Origin of the sequence: Parafrankia colletiae, assembly GCF_001854655.1 — a bacterium.
GTDB classification, from domain to species: domain Bacteria; phylum Actinomycetota; class Actinomycetes; order Frankiales; family Frankiaceae; genus Parafrankia; species Parafrankia colletiae.
The window spans coordinates 64,477-83,470 of sequence record NZ_MBLM01000110.1 but is presented as its reverse complement, the minus strand read 5'-3'; the positions used below and the strand labels follow the sequence as shown (position 1 = coordinate 83,470).

Here is an 18,994-nt window from a genome sequence, read left to right as displayed (position 1 = left end):
CCAGCCGTAAACCGCGCCGCACATGTCGGTTACCTGCGCAGCACGGAGGGCCTGCGCCACGGCGAGTCCGGGCAGCGCAGAACGTTGGCCCGCGGTTCACCCGGGGTTCGCACACCGGCCCGCCGTGACAGCCCCGGGCTGGTTAACGTCGCCGACGCAGCGATCACACAGACGTGACGGAGGAAATGTGCGCGACGATGCCGAGGACGCCGGTTCAAACCCCACCGAGAACCCGAGACTTTCCGACCTCATCGCGGCCCGGGTGAGCCGCCGGACGCTCGTCGGCGGCGGAATTGCCGCGGCCACCGCAGGCTTTCTCGGAGCGTCCGGCGCCACCGCGGCCAGCGCCGACGGCCCTGGCGGCGGCCACCCGGGTGGACCGGGTGGCCGCGGTGGCCCCGGGCGGGGTCTGCTCGGGTTCACCGAGGTCCCGACCAGCTCCGCGGACACCTTCGTCGTCCCCGCCGGCTACACCTTCCAGGTGATCGTCCCCTGGGGGACGCCGCTGGCGAGGAAGGGCCCGGCCTGGAAGAAGGACGCGTCGAACAGCGCGGCCGACCAGTCCGTCCAGGTGGGAATGCACCACGACGGAATGCATTTCTTCCCGACCGGGCGCGGCTCCGCCGAGAACCGCGAGGGCCTGCTCGTCGTCAACCACGAGTATGTCGACCAGAAACTCCTCTTCCCGGACGGCGACGCCACCATCACCCCGGAGAAGGTGGCGAAGGCGCTCGCCGCGCACGGCGTTACCGTCATCGCGCTGCAGCAGCAGGGCGGCACATGGGTCAATGTCGACTCCCGGCACAACCGGCGCGTCACCGGTGCCACCCCGGTGGCCTTCTCCGGCCCGGTCTCAGGCCGGCACCCGGAGCTCGCGTCGAACAACGCACCGCAGGGCACGCTGAACAACTGCGCGAACGGGTACACCCCCTGGGGCACCTACCTGGCCTGCGAGGAGAACTGGAACAGCTACTTCGGCACCACTGACGCCGCCTGGGCGCCCACCGCGGCACAGAGCCGTTACGGCGTGAGCGCGGCGGGCGGCGGCTACAAGTGGCACACCGCCGACCCCCGGTTCGACGTCGCCAGGAACCCGAAGGAGCTGAACCGGTTCGGCTGGGTCGTCGAGATCGACCCGTTCGACCCGAAGTCCACGCCGGTGAAGCGCACCGCGCTCGGCCGCGTCAAGCACGAGGGCGCCACCGTCGTCGAGCAGGACGGCCGGATTGTCGTCTACACCGGCGACGACGAGAACGGCGAGTACCTCTACAAGTTCGTCGGCTCCCAGCCGTGGCGCAAGCTGCGCCGCGAGGGTAAGAGCCCCCTCGACCACGGCACCCTGCACGTCGCCACCTTCGGCGCCGACGGGACGGGCACCTGGGTCCCGCTGGTGTTCGGCAAGGGCGCACTGACCGCCACGGCCGGGTTCGCCGACCAGGCCGACGTCCTGCTGCRCACCCGCCAGGCCGCGGACGCGGTCGGCGCCACGAAGCTGGACCGGCCCGAGTGGGTCACCGTGCACCCGAAGAGCCGCGAGGTGTTCGTCAGCCTCACCAACGGCACCTCCGGCCCGACGCCGGTGAACCCGCGGGCGGGCAACATCTACGGGCACATCCTGCGCTTCTGCGAGAAGCGCAACGACAGCACCTCGCTGACGTTCACCTGGGATATCGCCTTCTACGCCGGCGACCCGTCCTACCTGCCCGAAGGCGAGCACGTGCCGGCGAACCAGCCGCTGTTCGGCTCGCCCGACGGCCTGTGGGTCGACCGCGACGGCCGGCTGTTCATCCAGACGGACGTCTCGAACAGCTCGCAGAACCTCGCGTCCCGCAAGCATGACCGGATCGGCAACAACCAGATGCTGGTCGCCGACCCGGGCACCGGCGAGATCCGCCGGTTCCTGACCGGCCCGCGCGGCTGCGAGATCACCGGTATCACCGCGACGCCCGACGGGACCTCCCTGTTCGTCAACGTCCAGCACCCCGGTGAGTCCACCCCGGCCTTCGGCGCCCCGACGCCGGAGAACCCGCGGGCGGTCAGCAACTGGCCGGACTTCGACCCGGCCGGCCGTCCCCGTGCGGCCACCGTCGTCATCCGCCGCCGCGACGGCGGCAAGATCGGCACCTGACGCCCGTGTGTGGGTGTCACCGCCGTCCAGCCCGTGACAGGCTGGACGGCGGTGGCGGCACACGGATTTCCCCAGGAGAAGCTGCTCATGCCCTACGTTGCGCCTGACTCCGTCATCCTCATCACCGGAGCTTCGGGTGGCATCGGCTTCGAGATCGCCTCTCAGGCCGCTGCCGGCGGCGCGACCGTCGGTATGCACGGCTCGCGGCCGGACAGTGTCGCCGCCGCGGTCACGCGCCTTCGGGCGCTGCATCCCGACGCTCGCACCATCGCGGCTCCCGGGGATTTTCGTACCGAGGGCGTGATCGACGACGTGGTGGCCAAGGTCGTGACGGACGGGGGTCGGCTGGACGCCGTCATCCACTGCGCGATCACGGGCGCCGGCGGCACCACGGGGCTCTTCGCCCACACCGATCCGACCAGGTACGGGCTGGCAGCGCAGTACATGGTGGGTGTCTTTCAGCAGCTCTGCTTCGCTGCCCGCCCGCACCTGGCGAGGCAGGGCGGTGCCGTCGTCGGCTTCGTCTCGGACGCGGGGCGCTTCGCAGCCCCGCACCAGGCGATCATCGGAGCCGCTTTCGGTGGCATCATCGCCTTCGCCCGCAACCTCTCGACCGAGATCGCGCGGGATGGTGTTCGCATAAACATCATCTCGCCCAGCTACGTTGTCGACACGCCGATCTACGAGCTGCGGGCCGCGAAAGGGCGCACCGCGACCGCGGTGAAGCGGGCCGGCCTCGGGCTGCCGAGCCCGAAGGACATCGCGCCGACGGCACTTTTCCTCTGCGGTCCCGACTCGACGAAGATCACCGGCCAGGTCATCAGCATCAACGGCGGCCTGAACGCCTGAAGGGCGCGCCCTCGCGACCTTGGGAGTCAGCCCGGGAGCGCCTCGGAGGTCACCATCCAGAGATGGCCGTCGGGGTCGGCGATGACACCGGCGTAGCCCCAGGGCTGCTGACCCGGCCGGGTCACGACAGTGGCACCGGCCTGGCACGCCCGCTCGACCATCGCGTCGACCTCCGCCTCGTTCTGCGCGCCCACACTGAGCAGACACTCGCTGTGCCCCGCCTGCGCGACGCCACGGCCACCGATCACCCAGCCGAAGCCTCCGGACGGGACGAGCATCAGGCGCAGGCCGTCGTTCAGCGCGAACTGCAACGGCTCCGGGACGCCGTCGTCGGCCGGTTCACCGACGGGCTCGAAGCCGAACCCGTCGCGGTAGAACCGGTGCGACGTCGGTCGGTCCGCGATCGGCAGGCTGACGACGACAGGGCTGACAGGGCTGACAGGGGTCGCGGGCATGGGATTGGGCCTCCTCGGCACCTGGTCGGTTGACGGTCACGGTAAGGACTTCGCGCGAGCCACGGGCTCATCGATCCCTCCGCGCCGGGGGAGCTCCGTCGTGGGGGTAAGGACCTAGGTCCCGTTCTGTTCGCCTCCCGTACACGGACTCTGTTGTGCATGGGGCAGCAGACGATCGATGGCAACGAGGCGGCGACCTCGGTTGCGTACCGCGCGAGTGAAGTGATCGCCATCTACCCGATCACGCCTGCCTCGGGCATGGGCGAGCTCGCCGACGCCTGGTCGGCGAAGGGACGTCCGAACCTGTGGGGCACGGTGCCGGAGGTGGTGCAGCTGCAGAGCGAGGGCGGCGCCGCGGGCGCGGTCCACGGGGCGCTGCAGGCCGGGGCGCTGTCGACGACCTTCACCGCCTCGCAGGGCCTGCTGCTGATGCTGCCCAACATGTTCAAGATCGCCGGCGAGCTGACGCCGATGGTGCTGCACGTCGCCGCGCGTACGCTGGCGACGCACGCCCTGTCGATCTTCGGTGACCACAGTGACGTGATGGCGGCCCGCACGACCGGGTTCGCGATGCTCGCCGCTGCCTCGCCGCAGGAGACACACGACCTGGCGGCCGTCGCGCACGCGGCCACGCTCGCCTCACGCATCCCGTTCCTGCACTTCTTCGACGGATTCCGCACCTCGCACGAACTGAACGAAGTCACCCTGCTCGACGACGCGACGCTGGCCGCGCTCCTGCCCGCCGAGTGCGTCGACGCCCATCGGCGCCGCGCCCTGTCGCCGGACCATCCGGTGATCCGCGGCACCACCCAGGACCCGGACACGTTCTTCCAGTCCCGTGAGGCGGCCAACGGCTACTACGCGGCCGTCCCCGGCATCGTGCAGCGGGTGATGGACCAGCTCGCGGCGTCGACGGGCCGCGCCTACCGGCTGTTCGAGTACCACGGCCACCCGGAGGCCGAGCGGGTCGCGGTCATCATGGGCTCGGGGCGCTCCGCGGTGCGGGCCGCGGTCGACCGGCTCGTCGAGCGCGGCGAACGGGTCGGCTTCGTCCAGGTCCGGCTGTACCGGCCGTTCGACACGACGGCGTTCCTCGCCTGCCTGCCGCCGACGGTCCGCTCGGTCGCCGTCCTCGACCGGACGAAGGAGCCCGGCGCCGCCGGTGAGCCGCTTCGCCTCGACGTGCTGGCCGCCCTCGCCGAGCGTCCCGAGCGGATGCCGCGGGTGATCGGTGCCCGCTACGGGCTGGCATCCAAGGAGTTCACCCCCGCGATGGCCGCGGCGGTGTTCGACGAGCTGGACCGCGAGCAGCCGCGCCGCGAGGTCACCGTCGGCATCCACGACGACGTCACGAACCTGTCCCTGACGGTCGACGACGACGCCTTCCCGGAGCCCGACGACGTCCTGCGGGCCGTGTTCTACGGCCTGGGCAGCGACGGCACCGTCGGCGCCACCCGCACCACCGCCGGCCTGGTCGACGACCGGACGTCCCTGCACGCCCAGGCGTACTTCGTGTTCGACTCCAAGAAGTCCGGGTCGATGACGGTGTCGCACCTGCGGCTGTCCCCGGAGCCGATCGACGCGCCGTGGCTGATCCGCGATGCCCAGTACGTGGGCTGCCACCAGGCCGGGCTGCTCGACCGGGTCGACGTTCTCGCCGTGGCCGCCCGCGGCGCCACCATCCTGCTCAACAGCCCGCACCCCGCGGAGCGGGTGTGGGACCACCTGCCGGCCCAGGCCCAGCGGCACCTGCTCGAGAAGAACGCGCGGCTGTTCGTCGTGGACGCCGACCGGGTGGCGAAGGAGGCCGGCATCCCCGGCATCGTCAGCCCGGTGCTGCAGACCTGCTTCCTGGCACTGTCCGGCCTGTTCCCGGCCGCCGAGGCCGTCGACGCCGTGCGCGACGGGGTCCGCGCAGCCCAGGCCAAGCGTGGCGAGGACGTCCTGCGCCGCAACGTCGCCGCGATCGAGGCCGCACTCGGCGCGCTCGGCGAGGTCGACCTGCGCGGCCGGGAGGTCACCGGTGGCCCGCGCCGCGGCCTGGTCGGCGACCTGCCCGTGTTCGTCCAGCAGGTCACCGCGCGGATCGCGGCGGGGGAGGGGAACCTGATCCCGGTCAGCGCGCTGCCCGCCGACGGCACCTTCCCGGTCGGCACGGCCCGCTACGAGAAGCGTGCCATCGCCCGCGAACTGCCGGTCTGGGACCCGGAGCTGTGCGTGACCTGCGGCAAGTGCGCGATCGTCTGCCCGCACGCCGCCATCCGGATGACACTGTTCGAGCCGGAGCGCCTCGACGGTGCGCCGGAGTCGTTCCGCCACACCCGCCCGAAGGACGCCCGCCTCGGCCAGTACCGGCTCACGATCCAGGTCGCGCCGGACGACTGCACCGGCTGCGGGATCTGCGTCGAGGCCTGCCCGGCGAAAAGCCGCGAGATCCCGGACCACCGCGCCCTCGACATGGTCGACGCCGCGACCCGGTTCGACGACGAGCGGACGAGCTGGGCGTTCCACCAGTCCCTGCCGGCGGTCAGCCCGGAGCTGGCCCCGGCCACCAACGTGCGCGGCTCACAGCTGCGGGAGCCTCTGTTCGAGTTCTCCGGTGCGTGCGCGGGCTGCGGCGAATCGCCCTACCTGAAGCTGCTCACCCAGCTGTTCGGTGACCGGATCGTCGTCGCCAACGCCACCGGCTGCTCGTCGATCTACGGCGGGAACCTGCCGACCACACCGTGGACGACCAACGCCGAAGGCCGCGGCCCGGCCTGGGCCAACTCGCTGTTCGAGGACAACGCCGAGTTCGGACTGGGGATGCGGCTCGCGCTCGACGCCCGCACCCGGGAGGCCCGCCGCCTGCTGCGCTCGGTGGCGGGAGTGGTCGGCGACGACCTGGTCGGCGCGATCCTCGACGCCGACCAGTCGACGGAGACCGGGATCGGCGCGCAGCGCGCGCGGATCGCCGAGCTGCGCCGCCGCCTCGGCCACGCCGCCGGCTCCACCGGTTCTGTCGGTTCTGTCGGCCCCGCTGGTGCCGCTGGTCTCGCTGGTTCCGGGGTCGATCCCTGGCTGGACGCCGTCCTCGACGACCTCGTCGCCAAGAGCGTGTGGATCGTCGGCGGAGACGGGTGGGCCTACGACATCGGCTTCGGTGGCCTCGACCACGTGCTCGCCTCCGGGCGCGACGTCAACGTGCTCGTCCTCGACACCGAGGGCTACTCGAACACCGGCGGGCAGGCGTCGAAGTCGACGCCGCGGGCCGCGGTCGCGAAGTTCGCGATGGGCGGCAAGCGGACCCGGAAGAAGGACCTCGGGCTCGTCGCCGCAGCCTACGGAGACGTGTACGTCGCACAGGTCGCCCTCGGTGCCAACGACCAGCACACGGTACGGGCGTTCAACGAGGCGGCAGCGTGGCCGGGGCCGTCCCTCATCGTCGCCTACAGCCACTGCATCGCCCACGGCATCGACATGACCGCGGGCATGGCCCACCAGAAGGCGGCGGTGCGGTCCGGCTACTGGCCGCTCTACCGGTTCGACCCGGCCGCCGAGGCGCCGTTCAGCCTCGACTCGCGGGCGCCGTCCATCCCGTTCAGCGAGTTCGCGGCCACCGAGACGCGGTTCACCCGGCTCGGCATGGCGAACCCGGCGGAGGCCGACCGCCTCGGAGAGCTGGCGCAGGACGACATCCACGGCCGCTGGCAGACCTACGAGCGAGAGGCCACCCGCCGAGCGGAGAACTGAGCTGCGGCTGACCGACCTTCCGCCTGAAAAGCGGAAGGTCGGCGGTTCGACCCCGCCCCTGCCCACCACCTCTGACCAGGGGTTTTGTCGCTCTGTCGAGCACCTTGAAGATCGTTATGTAGCAACGGGTGTAGCAACGCGAGACGGTGGACGTCTACCGCGTAACCCCGCTGACCTGCATGAATGCTGAAACCTGACTGTCCGCCGCGATATTCGGGTCGTTGCTACACCCGTCGCTACAGTGCACGCCTATTGGGACGATCGCGGAGCCAGGGCACGCATCTGACCTGGGCCGATGAGCAGCATCGCGGCGGGTGACTGCCCGCTTCAACAGCGGACGCTCGAAGGCGAACGGCAGCGCAGACTCGGCTTCGGACCTTCCCGCAGCTGGTATTAGTTTTCGGTGGCGTACCGCCCTGCGCCGCCGGACGCGAGTTCGCTGCATCCGGTTCGCGCGCACCGCCCCGAGCTACGACTTGATGAGGTGGCTGGCGGCACGGATCCACGCGGTTGTCGTCCACGAGTCTCCGGACACCCCGGGGCGGTTCAGACAGCCTTGAGAACACGCTTCGGGCGGCGGCGAACGCAGATCTTGCCGAGGAGGTTCAGGGTACTGATCAGTCGGTTCGAGCGCTCGTCCTCGACCGGCCGTCGGAGCTGCCCAGGCATCTACTCGCGTCCGTCAGTGGCGCACCTCAGCGCTCCGCGAGCGCGACCCGGTCGACCTTCCCCGCCGTGGTCCGCGGCAGCACCGGGACCACCTCGATCTTCTGCGGCACCATGACGTCCGGCAGATGTTGGACCAGCCATCGACGCAGCTCGCGGTCGGTGGCCTGGCTCGCTACGTAGGCCTTCAGGTGGCACTTGATTGGATCGTCAGGGTTCCTCAGGACCACGGCCGCCTCGGTGACGGCGGGGTGTTGCTCGAGCAACGCCTCGATCTCGCCCGTCTCGATCCGGTGTCCTCTGACCTTGACCTGGCCGTCGACACGACCTCGGAACACGAGGGAGCCGTCGCGGTAGCAGGCGAGATCACCGGTGCGGTAGGAGGGGCTGGGCACGCCCTCGACGGGTCCGAATCTGGCTGCTGTCAGTTCGTCTCGCCCGAGGTAGCCGGTGGCGATGCCAGCTCCGCTGATCACCAGTTCTCCCACGCGCCCCGGTAGGGTCAACTCGCTGCCATCGCGGCCGATCAGGTGCACGGCAGATCCGGGAAGCGGCATTCCGAGATCGATCTGTTCCGGCTGCGTCACGTGGGCCGCCGTGGCCCAGATGGTCGCCTCGGTCGGACCGTAGACGTTCCACAGTTGGTCGCACAGGGGCAGCAGGGCCTCGGCGAGCGCCGGTGTCATCGCCTCGCCGCCGCACCACAGCCGGGCCTTCGGCGCGCCGGGCCAGCGCTCGGAGACGCACAGCCGGAAGTAGCTCGGGGTGGCCTGGATGACGTCGACGTTCGCGGCGACCGACGTGAGCAGGGACGTGTCCCACCTCGCCGCCGGGTCGGCGCAGACCACCGTGCCTCCGACCGTCAGCGGCAGGAGCAGCTCGGCCATGGCGATGTCGAAGGTGAACGCGGTGAGCGCGAGCATCGTCTCTCCGGCCCGCAGGCCCGGTACCGAGGCCAGGCCGTCGAGCCGTTCGATCAGGGCGCGGTGGGACACGATGACGCCCTTGGGTACTCCGGTCGAGCCCGAGGTGTACATCACGTAGGCCGAGTCGGCTGGGGCGACACCCCCGTGCGCGAACTCATGGTGGACCACGAGGTCTTCGCCGACGGCCTCCTCGACCAGGCGGGCCACCGGGCGGGCGTCGTTGGTCATGAGCGATCGGCGGGCCTGCGGCATCCGCGGGTCGACCGGCATGACGACCAGGTCCATCCTGAAGCAGGCGAGTGCCGCGACGATGGCCTGCTCGGCGTGCGTCACATCGACGGCGACGATGAGACCGGGGCCGGCGACCGGCCGCAACAGTTCCGCCACCTGCTCGACGCGGGCCATCAGCGCGGCGTAGGTCCAGGTGTGTCGTCCGCGGACTGCCGTACGGTCCGGGAATTCACCGGCCAGGTCCTCGATGCGATCAAGCACCTTCTCCACCGCGTACTACCTCTCGCCGCCGACGGGCACCATCTCGGTAGCCGCGTCTTTCGGTTCGTTCTCGGTGACGGGGTCTTTCGGTTGGTTCTCGGTCCGGCTTTCCGTTCTGGTGGTAGCCAGGTACGTGGCGAGCGCGACGAGCATGATGAGCGCGCATACCGCGCTGATCGCGCGGAGCTCCACATGGACCGATGTCTCGGAACCTTGCACCATGATCCCCAGGACAGCGACCCCGAGGGCGATAGCGAAGTTGCGCGTGGAGTTGAGCATGCCGCCGGCCACACCGGATATCTTCACGTCCACCGACCCGAGCAGGCGGGCGCCCAGCGGAGGAATCGCGAGACCGACTCCGAATCCCAGGAACGCGGCGTTCGCGACGACCCAACCGACGTTGTCGGGCCGAACGCAGATGAACACCGAGCCCACGAGGTTCGACGCGACTCCGGCGGCGATCGTCATGCGGGTACCGATCGCGCGCCGGATCCGCTCCACGAGGGTGGTCGACACGGCGCAGGCAAGCATCATCGGCAGGAACATGACGCCCGCCTCGAGCGGCGTGAATCCGTGATCGGCTCCGTAGTACAGGCCGAGGCAGTAGACCAGTCCGAAGTTGACGAAGACGATGAAGCCTCCGATGATCACGGCCGCCTGGAATTCCTTGTTCTTGAGCAAGGAGGTCGGGAGTACTGGGTCGACGAACCGCCGCTCGTGCCGGAAGAACGCGTACAGGCCAGCTCCGGAAACCGCCAGGAGGGCGGCGAGAAGCGACCACTCGAACGTGCCGGACGGGTGCTGCAGGAAGATGAAGCTGCCGACGAACAAGCCCGACGACACCGCGTAGAGAGCCTGCCCGTAGGCGTCCCACTTCCGTTGCGCCGCTGGAGCTTCGCTCGCCTTGTTTCGCACGTCTGGCAGCATCAGCCAGATGATCAGCGCAACGACCACGATGTTGATCACGAACACGCTGCGCCAGGTCAGGAACTGGACGAGGGTACCGCTCAGGATCGGCCCGGCGGACACGGCCACCGACTGGGAGAAGGTCCACAGGGCGATAGCGCGCCCCAGTTGCTGCGGCGGAACGCTGGAACGCAGCACTGCGAGGCCCGCCGGTGCGCACATCGCGGCTCCGACGCCTTGTACCGCGCGGCCCAGTACCAGCAGCCAGAAGTTCGGCGCGACCACGTYGATCAGCGAGCCGGCGCCGAAGACGAGGATGCCGTACATGAAGACCCGCGCGTGGCCGAACCTGTCCGACCAGGCGCCGCCGGACAACATCAACGTTGCGTAGGTCAGCGAATACGCGACGGYGACCCAGCCGAGTGACCCGGCCGACACGGCGAAGGCGTCCTGAATTCGGGGCAGGGCGACGTTGACGATGGTGACATYGAGCCCGAGCACGAAGCTCAAGATGCAGATCGACGCGAGCGTTCTGTACGCGGACAAGTTCATCCAGCCTCTTTGCAGTTTCACATGTTGACCCTTCAGTGTGGTGTGCCCGTCAGGGCGGGTGACCGGGGCGGCGGGTGGCATGGGCTAAGGCCCGCGAGTTCGGCGAATCCGGCCTCGACGGCGTCGAGCGCGGCGCGCACGTGGCCAACCGCCAGCGGGTCCGGGGCGTCCAGGGCGGCCTGCTGCTCGGCCCGCGTCGCGCCGTAGAGCATGCTGGTCGCCGCGCGGAATCGCAGCGCGCGGGCGTCGTCGCCGAAATGGACGCCGGCCAGAACCGCGACCCCGCAGTTCTCCAGCAGGTGCCGCTGCAGTGACTCCCCGCCGACGACGGACTTGCCGGCCAGCGTCTCGCGCAGCGGCTCGAAGTCCGGGTAGACGTAGAAGCCGCCGGTGGGAGGCCGGCACTCGGCGCCGCCGTGGATCACGATATCGTACATTGCCCGTGCCACCGCCCGGTGCAGCCCGCGGTCTCGCGCGAGCCGTTCGAGCAGCTCCGGGGGCTCGCCGAACGCGTAGGTGGCGACCTCCTGCATGGGGCCGGCCAGCGTGGACCAGGATTCGCTGGCGTACCCAGTGACGTCCGCCCGCAGTTGCGCGCCCCACGCCGTGTCCGGGAACCGGGCCGCGCCGATGCGCCAGCCGCCCAGTGCGAGGCTCTTGCTCAGACCGGTGATCACCACGGTGCGGGATCGGGCCAGTTCGGCTGGGCTGAGTATCGGTGTCGCTGCCGGGTCGTGCACCAGGTCGCGGTAGATCTCGTCGGAGAGTAGGATCAGGTCCTCCTCCTCAGCGATCATCGCCAGCGTCTTGACCACGTCGGGCGGCGCGTGCGTGCCTGTCGGGTTGTCCGGCGACGTCAGGACGACCAGGCGGGGGTCGTACCCCTGCTGGCGGGCCTGACGTATGGTTTCGCGCAGGCGGTCGGGGTCGGGCACGCCACCGCACTCGGCCGGGATGGGCACGCCGAACACCCGCTTTCCGGCCAGCCGGGCCTGGGGCGCGTAGGTGACCCAGCACGGCTCGGGAACCAGCACGTCGCCGGGTATGGCGGCCTGCAACGCGAGCAGCAACGCCTTGCTGCCGGGGGCGACCACGACGTGTTCCGGGTCGGTCGGCAGGCCACGCCTGGCGAAGTACCCGGCAACCGCGGACCGGACCGCGGCGTCACCGGCGACCGGTCCGTAGGCGTTGCGGTCCGCCCCGGCGACGAGCCGTTCGACAAGGCCGGGGAACACCGGGAGCCTCGATTCCCCGAACCCGAGGTGAACGATCGACTCCCCTGCGGCCCTGCGCTGCGCGACGAGTTCGTCGAGCGCTAGGTTGGGCGAGATCAACCAGCTCATTGCGCCGCCCCTCGCACAGCCGCCGCGATGTCGGCGGGCGTGGCCGCATCGAGTTCCAGCTCGTCCAGCCAGGCGGCGGTATCGCTGTACCGGGCGCGGAAAGGCCGGCCGACGATTGAGACGTCCCGCGCCTGCAGGAAGCGGAGCTGAAGGAACCGGCCCTGCGGGGTCTCCTCGACGCCGTCGACGACAACCTTGCCGGGCCTGGTGGAAAGGACCGGGCCGCGCACGGTGCGGGCCAGGCCGGGAAGCGTCTGGTATCCGGCGCGGAAGATCTCCGCCATGCGGGCCAGCGGCACCTTGAAGTACTCGTGAGGTCCCGTGTCGCGGGCGACGAACATGTAGTAGGGCACCGCGCCTGCGGCCAGCTCGGCCCGCCACAGCCGGGCCCACACCTGCGCGTCGTCGTTGACGTGGGCGACCAGCGGAGCCTGACAATATACCACCGCACCGGTGGCCCGGATGCGCGACAGAGCCCGCTGCGCGATCTCTGTGGACAGCTCGACCGGGTGGCTGTAGTGCGCCATGATCGCCATCGTCCGGCCGCTGGCGACGACCTGCTCGATCAGCCGCAGCAGGTCGTCGGCGTCAGCGTCGCTGACAAACCGCTGGGGCCAGTACGCGACGGACTTGGTGCCGATGCGGATCGTGCGCACCGACTCGACGGCCAGGATCGGCTCCAGGTGCGCCCGCATCCGCTCGGTCGACATGATCATGGGATCTCCGCCGGTCACCAGGACGTCGGAGACCTCCGGGTGGTGGGCCAGGTAGGCGACCAATCGGTCGGGTCCAGGCGCGGCGAAGCGCAGGTCGGCATCGCCGACGAACTGGGCCCACCGGAAGCAGTAGGTGCAATAGGCGTGGCAGGTCTGGCCGCTGCCGGGGAAGTACAACACCGTCTCGCGGTACTTGTGCTGCATGCCAGGCAGGTCCTCGCCGTCCTGGCTGGGCACGTTGAGCTGCATCTGCCCGGACGGATGCGGGTTCATCCGAGCGTGGATGTCCGCGACGGCAGCTTTGATCTCCGCCGGCGAGGCGCCCTCGTGGTACACCGACCGGAGCAGCTTCTCGTCGGTCTCGGTGAGCATGCCGCGCTGCGGGAAGAACAGCTGGAACATCGGGTCGTCCGGTACCCGGTCCCAGTCGACCAGGTTGGCCAGGACGTAGTCGTTGACCCGGAAGGGAAGTACCTTCGAGACCAGCCGTACCGTCTCGCCCACCTCACCGGGCAGCCCGTAGCGGGAGGCGATCTCGTCGATATCCTTCGGTCCCCGGGCACGGAAGCGCGTCGTGCCCGGGGAGCTGGCAGCTAGCAAGGACATGCGGACTTCCTCCGGTCTGACTCGGGTTCACCGAACCCGAGTGGTGGTGCCGACGATCGTCAGCAGGTCAGCGACGCCTCGCGCTCCCCCACTCGGCGACCAGCACCTCAGCCATCTCCGCCAGCGGCGCGGGCCGCAACATCTCGTAGTGCCCGGCCGCGATAGTGAGCGATCGCACCGACCCGGTGACGAACGGCTGCCAGGCGGTGGGTTTCAGTTCGGCGTTGTCGGGGTGACCGGTCGCGCTGAAGAACAACACGTTCCCGTCGAACAGCGGAGGTTTGTGCGTCACGGCGATCCCGTCGTTGTGCGTGAGGATGGCGGCCAGCTCGGCGGCCCGTTCGTCGTCGACGTCAGCCAGTGCGGTGCCGTCGATGTACAGGCGGCGTACCGTCTCGACGTCCAGCGGTTCGCGCGGTTCGCGGGGGACGTCCGAGCCCGTCGGCACGCCGGCGTACGGGTAGCAGTCGATGAGCGCGAGCAGATCGACCTCCTCGCCGGCCTCGCGCAGCATCGCCGCGATGGTGTGGGCCACGTTCCCCCCGAACGACCATCCGGCCAGCCCGTATGGACCGTCGGGGCGCACCTCGCGGATCCGCTCGAGGTAGTCCAGAGCCATGTCGGTCAGGCTCGGCGCGAGCAGGCTCGCGTCCGAGACCGCCCTCGCCTGCATGCCGTAGATCGGGTGGTCGCGCAGGTGCCTGGCGAAGCCCGCGTAGCACCAGCTCAGTCCGATTCCGGGATGGATGAAGAACATCGGCGGTTGCTCGCCGCTCGCCCGGATCGGCAGGAGCACGTCCTGCGAGGTCGGCCGGTCGCCGATCTCGATCAGCTCGCTGAGCCGGGCCGCCAACCGGGCCGCCGTCGGATTCGCGAACACATCCCGCACCGACAGACGAACATCGAACGCAGCCCGAGCCCGAGAAGCCACCCGAGCCGCCAGCAACGAATGCCCACCCAACTCGAAGAAATCGTCATCCACACCGACGGCGTCGACGTCGACCGCCTCCGCGAACAGGCCGCAGATGACCTCCTCGACGGGGCTGGCTGGGCCGCGAACGGACGAATCCGAGACCGGGGCGTGTTCAGTTTCGCGGGTCGCCACGCGGAATTTCTGGACGCTCGCCTGTAGCAGCCGCACGTCGGCCTCGTCGACCACATTCACCGACCCGACCGGAACATCCATGTTCTCGGTCAAGATCCGCAGTAGGCCGGTCAGGCCGCGCGAGATCCGTTCCGCGGTCACCCGGTCGAACAGGCCGGTGTCGTACTGCAACACCCCCTGCACGCCCAACGCCCGACCATCGGCGGAAGTGTTTTCCGCGAACCCAAAGTGAAGGTCGAACTTCGCCGTGCCGGTATTGGCCGACATCGACTCGACATCCAGACCACCCAATACCAGCCCGGCGCCCGAACCCACCTGGAACGTCATCGCGACCTGGAACAACGGATGCCGGTTCAGCGCCCGCGGCGGAGACACGATCTCCACCACTCGATCGAATGGGAGGTCCTGATGCTGAAAAGCCCCCAGATTCGCCCGCCGCACCCGGCCGATCACATCACTGAAAGACGGTTCGCCGCCCAGATCATACCGCAGCACCTGAGTGTTGACGAAGAAACCGACCAGATCAGCCAATGCCTCGTCCGACCGACCCGCCACCATCCCGCCCAATGGAATATCGGTCCCACAGCCCAACCGCGACAACCAGGTCGCCAACCCCGCCTGCAACACCATCCACAAACTTGCCTGGCCCGCCACCGCCACACCACGCAACGCCTCATGCAACCCGGCATCGATATCGACCGGGACCCAGTCACCCGCACCCGCGGCAACCGCACCCCGCTTCCGATCGACCGGCAACGCCAACTCGWCCGGCAACCCCGCCAAGACCTCACGCCAATACCGTGCCTGCACCCCCGCGATACTGTCCACGACCTCCTCCCCGGCCAGTACCTGCGCTTCCCACAAGCTGTAATCGGCATACTGCACCGGCAACGGCACCCAACCCGGCATCTCACCCGCCGACCGCACCCGATACGCCGCATCCAAATCACGGTAAAACGGACCCAGCGACCAACCGTCACCAGCAATGTGGTGAATCAACACCAACAGAACATGATCCTCTGGCCCCACCCGGAACAACCACGCCCGAACCGGAAGCTCGACCCCCAGATCGAAACCCCACCGCGACGCCCCGTCCAACGCCGCCTGCAAACCCGACTCGTCGACATCGACCACCTCCCACAACCGGTCGACATCCACCCCCGCCACCGGAACCACCACCTGGAAAGGCTCACCRCCCTCCGACAGGAACAACGTCCGCAACGACTCGTGCCGACCCACCACATCCACCAACGCCGACCGCAACGCCCCGACATCCAACCGCCCGCGAAGCCGCAGCGCCGACGGAATGTTGTAAGTAGCATCCCGACCACCGGAAGCCTGATCGATGAACCACAACCGGCGCTGCGCCGACGACAGCGGAACCCGCGCCGGTCGCACACCCGCCACCAATGCCGGACGCGCCGCCCCCGCCCGACCCAGTACCGCCGCCAACCGCGCCGCCGTCGGATTCTCGAACACATCCCGCACCGACAGATCAACATCGAACACGACCCGAGCCCGAGAAGCCACCCGAGCCGCCAGCAACGAATGCCCACCCAACTCGAAGAAATCGTCATCCACACCGACGGCCGCCCGACCCAGCAACTCGGCAAAAACCGCGCACAACACCTCCTCCTGTACCGATGACGCCGCCCGACCACCCACCCGAACAGCCGCCGCCACCGGCGCCGGCAACGCCCGCCGATCCACCTTCCCATTCGCCGTGACCGGCAACCCGTCCAAAAACACGAAAGCCGACGGCACCATGTAGCCGGGCAGGGTCTCAGCCAGCGACCGGCGCAGTTCCTCCTCGTCGAGCCGGGCGAGCGGCGCAGGTACCACGTAGGCGACGAGCATCTTTCCGTCGCCGTTGCCGTGCGCCACCACGACGGCCTGGCCGACGCCGGGAAGTCCGGTCAGCGCGTGCTCGACCTCGCCGGTCTCCACGCGGTATCCCCGGATCTTCACCTGGTTGTCGGCCCGGCCGAGGAATTCCAGCAGCCCGTCGGCACGCCACATCGCGAGGTCACCGCTGTTGTACATCCGCCCGCCGGGCGGGCCGAACGGGTCGGCAACGAACCGTTGCGCGGTCAGGTCGGCGCTGTTGAGGTAGCCGCAGGCGACGCCGCTGCCGCCGATGAACAGCTCGCCGATCACACCTTCGGGCACCGGGCGCAGGTCGCGGTTGAGCACGTAGCAGCGAGTGTTGTCCAGCGGCGTCCCAATGGGAATCGGCCCCGCGGTCTCGCTCAGGTCCTGCACGCGGTGCGCGGTCGCGAACGCAGTGATCTCGGTCGGACCGTAGGCGTTGACGACGACCAGTCCGGGGCAGTGTGCGAGCAAGGTGGCGACCACGTCGGGCGGGACGACGTCTCCCCCGGTCCATATCTCGCGCAGCCCGTTGAACGCCTGGGGTCGTTCCTCGGCGAACACGCGGAGCAGCCCGGCGGTCAGCCAAGCCAACGTCACCGACTCCTCGCGCACGAGGCGTTCGAGGTCGGCGACCTCCAGCCGTCCGGGTGGAGCGAGCACGACCCGGCCACCGGTCAGCAGCGGAACCCAGACCTCGAACGTCGTCGCGTCGAACGTGGGCCGGGTGTGGTGCAGCACGCTCCTGGTCGCCGAGGTCCAGCTGCGGTCCAGCGCCAGCTCCGCCACATGCCGGTGCGTGGTCGCCACACCCTTCGGCTCACCGGTCGAGCCCGACGTATAGGTGATGTAGGCCAGCTGGTCGGGGAGCACATCCGTGCGGGGCGTGTGCGCTGGGAATCCGTCGGCGTCGAAGCCGATCGCGACGCAGCCGTCGAACTCCGGCGTCCGGTCCGACAGCAGCAGGCGGACGCCCGCCTCGCGCAGGAAAGACCGCTGGCGGGCGACCGGGTCGTCGGTCGACAGGGGCAGATAGACCGCGCCCATCTTGACGATCGCGAGGAACGCCGCGATGACGTCCGGTGAACGCTCGGCCAGTACACCGATCACCTCGCCGGCACCGGCACCGGCGTCGATCAGTCTGTGGGCGAGCTGGTTGGCGCGCGCGTCGAGCTGAGTGTAGGTCAGCCGTGCATCCGTCCCGACGACGGCGAGGTCGTCCGGGGTCCGAGCGACCTGGGCTTCGAACAGCGTACCGAGGGAGTCCGACGCCACCGGGCGGGCGGCGGTCTGCCACCTCGCCTCACTGCGCGCCGTCTCGTCCGCGGAGACCAGCTCGAGTCGAGAGATCGGCTCGTCGGGGTGGTCGAGGGCCTGCTCGACGAGCTGGACGTACCGGCTGACGAGCCGACTGGCGGTGGACCGGTCGAACAGGCTCGACCGATACGTCAGCGTGCCGCACAGCCTGTCCTTGTCGAGGTAGGTGCTCAGCTCCAGGTCGAACCTGGTGTTCCGGGCGGCCCACGACGAGCGGGAGATCCCGCCCTCGCCGAGCGCGGCGGCCTCGCCGTTGTGCAGGACCATGACGTCGAAGATCGCGTTGTGGCCGCTCTCCCGTTCCGGCTCGACCGCCGTGACTACCTGCTCGAACGGTGCCTGCTGATGGGCGTGGGCCGACATCACCTTGCGGTGGGCCAGCTGGAGCAGGTCGCGGAACGACATCGACCGGCTGATGTGGGTACGCAGCACGACCGTGTGCACGAAGAAGCCGATGACGTTGGAGAACCGGCGGTCCTCGCGACCGGCCAGCGCCGCCCCGATCGTGATGTCCTCCTGCCCGGAGTACACCGACAGCAGGGCCTGGAGCACGGCCGTCACCGCGCTGGTGAGCGTGCACTTGTGCCGCAGGGCGAACGCCCGCAGAGCGGCAGTGAGCGCGGGCGGCAGTTCGAAGTCGACGTGGTCGCCGATGAAACCGGGATCTGCGGATCGGGGTCGGTCGGTCAGCAGCCGCAGTCGTTCGAATCCGTCGAGCTCGCGCCGCCAGTACTCGAGGTGCTCCGCGACGGACTCGTCGGTGGTGGTGGAGCGCTGCCAGGCGATGAAGTCCTCGTATGTCGCGGCGAGCGGCGCGAGCGTGTCCGACCGGTACAAGGCGGTGAGATCCTCCGTCAGCACCTGGAGGGACCGGCCGTCGACGATGATGTGGTGGATCACCAGGCACAGCACGGCCGATCCGTCGGAGCATTCGACGACCAGCGCGCGCACCGGCGGTGCCGCCGCGAGGTCGAATGGTGCGGCAGCCAGTTCGTCGGCGTGCACCCGCCAGTCCTGCTCGCCCGGCTCGGCGGTCCGGCGGGCCACCGGAATGCGGAAGTCCGGCACCGGCGCGGCGACCAGCGTGCCGTCGCCGTCCGCGACGAACCTCCAGCGGAGTACGGAATGGCGCTCGACGAGCGCGTGCAGCGCCCGGTCGAGGACCTCGAAGTCGATGCCGTCGTGGAACCGCAGCGAGATCGGAATGTTGTATGCGGCGCTGGTCAGGTCGAGTTGCTGGACCAGCCACAGCCGCTCCTGCCCGAACCACACCCGCATCGATTCGTCGACCGTCGTGGACCCGGACTGCTTATATGCGACCACGCTGCGCTC

General features: G+C 69.6%; 9 protein-coding genes and 1 pseudogene. 3 read left to right on the top strand and 7 right to left on the bottom strand.

Features of this window, described 5'->3' with window-relative positions:
- The first annotated feature begins 187 nt into the window (after positions 1-187).
- The gene (locus CC117_RS14070) at positions 188-2,128 is read left to right on the top strand and encodes a PhoX family protein (protein WP_071084253.1); all 1,941 of its coding nucleotides are present in this window, start codon (positions 188-190) and stop codon (positions 2,126-2,128) included.
- Between the two features lie 87 nt (positions 2,129-2,215).
- Complete coding sequence (locus CC117_RS14065) at positions 2,216-2,977, top strand: SDR family NAD(P)-dependent oxidoreductase (protein WP_071084351.1); 762 nt, start codon at positions 2,216-2,218, stop codon at positions 2,975-2,977.
- Between the two features lie 26 nt (positions 2,978-3,003).
- On the opposite strand, the gene CC117_RS14060 is transcribed toward CC117_RS14065, so the two are convergent.
- The gene (locus tag CC117_RS14060; protein WP_071084252.1) at positions 3,004-3,432 is read right to left on the bottom strand and encodes a VOC family protein; all 429 of its coding nucleotides are present in this window, start codon (positions 3,430-3,432) and stop codon (positions 3,004-3,006) included.
- Positions 3,433-3,591: 159 nt separating this feature from the next.
- On the opposite strand from CC117_RS14060, the gene nifJ reads away from it, so the two are divergent.
- Positions 3,592-7,164, top strand: coding sequence for a pyruvate:ferredoxin (flavodoxin) oxidoreductase (nifJ, locus tag CC117_RS14055; RefSeq protein WP_071084251.1), 3,573 nt, complete (start codon positions 3,592-3,594; stop codon positions 7,162-7,164).
- Positions 7,165-7,859: 695 nt separating this feature from the next.
- On the opposite strand, the gene CC117_RS40520 is transcribed toward nifJ, so the two are convergent.
- The 6 genes and pseudogenes from CC117_RS40520 to CC117_RS14025 form a co-directional block, all read right to left on the bottom strand.
- Positions 7,860-8,168, bottom strand: a complete 309-nt coding sequence (locus CC117_RS40520) for an AMP-binding enzyme (RefSeq protein ID WP_407673523.1) — start codon at positions 8,166-8,168, stop codon at positions 7,860-7,862.
- Positions 8,169-8,330: 162 nt separating this feature from the next.
- A pseudogene (locus CC117_RS14045) lies at positions 8,331-9,248 on the bottom strand (AMP-binding protein); the annotation flags it as partial.
- Positions 9,249-9,263: 15 nt separating this feature from the next.
- Positions 9,264-10,706, bottom strand: a complete 1,443-nt coding sequence (locus CC117_RS14040; protein WP_071084249.1) for an MFS transporter — start codon at positions 10,704-10,706, stop codon at positions 9,264-9,266.
- A 32-nt stretch (positions 10,707-10,738) separates the two neighbouring features.
- A complete protein-coding gene (locus CC117_RS14035) occupies positions 10,739-12,037 on the bottom strand; it encodes a pyridoxal phosphate-dependent aminotransferase (protein ID WP_407673522.1) in 1,299 nt (432 codons plus the stop codon).
- A gap of 8 nt (positions 12,038-12,045) precedes the next feature.
- On the bottom strand, positions 12,046-13,371 hold the full coding sequence (locus CC117_RS14030) for a KamA family radical SAM protein (protein ID WP_071084247.1): 1,326 nt from the start codon (positions 13,369-13,371) through the stop codon (positions 12,046-12,048).
- Between the two features lie 67 nt (positions 13,372-13,438).
- Complete coding sequence (locus CC117_RS14025) at positions 13,439-18,985, bottom strand: non-ribosomal peptide synthetase (protein ID WP_198541837.1); 5,547 nt, start codon at positions 18,983-18,985, stop codon at positions 13,439-13,441.
- Positions 18,986-18,994: the final 9 nt, after the last annotated feature.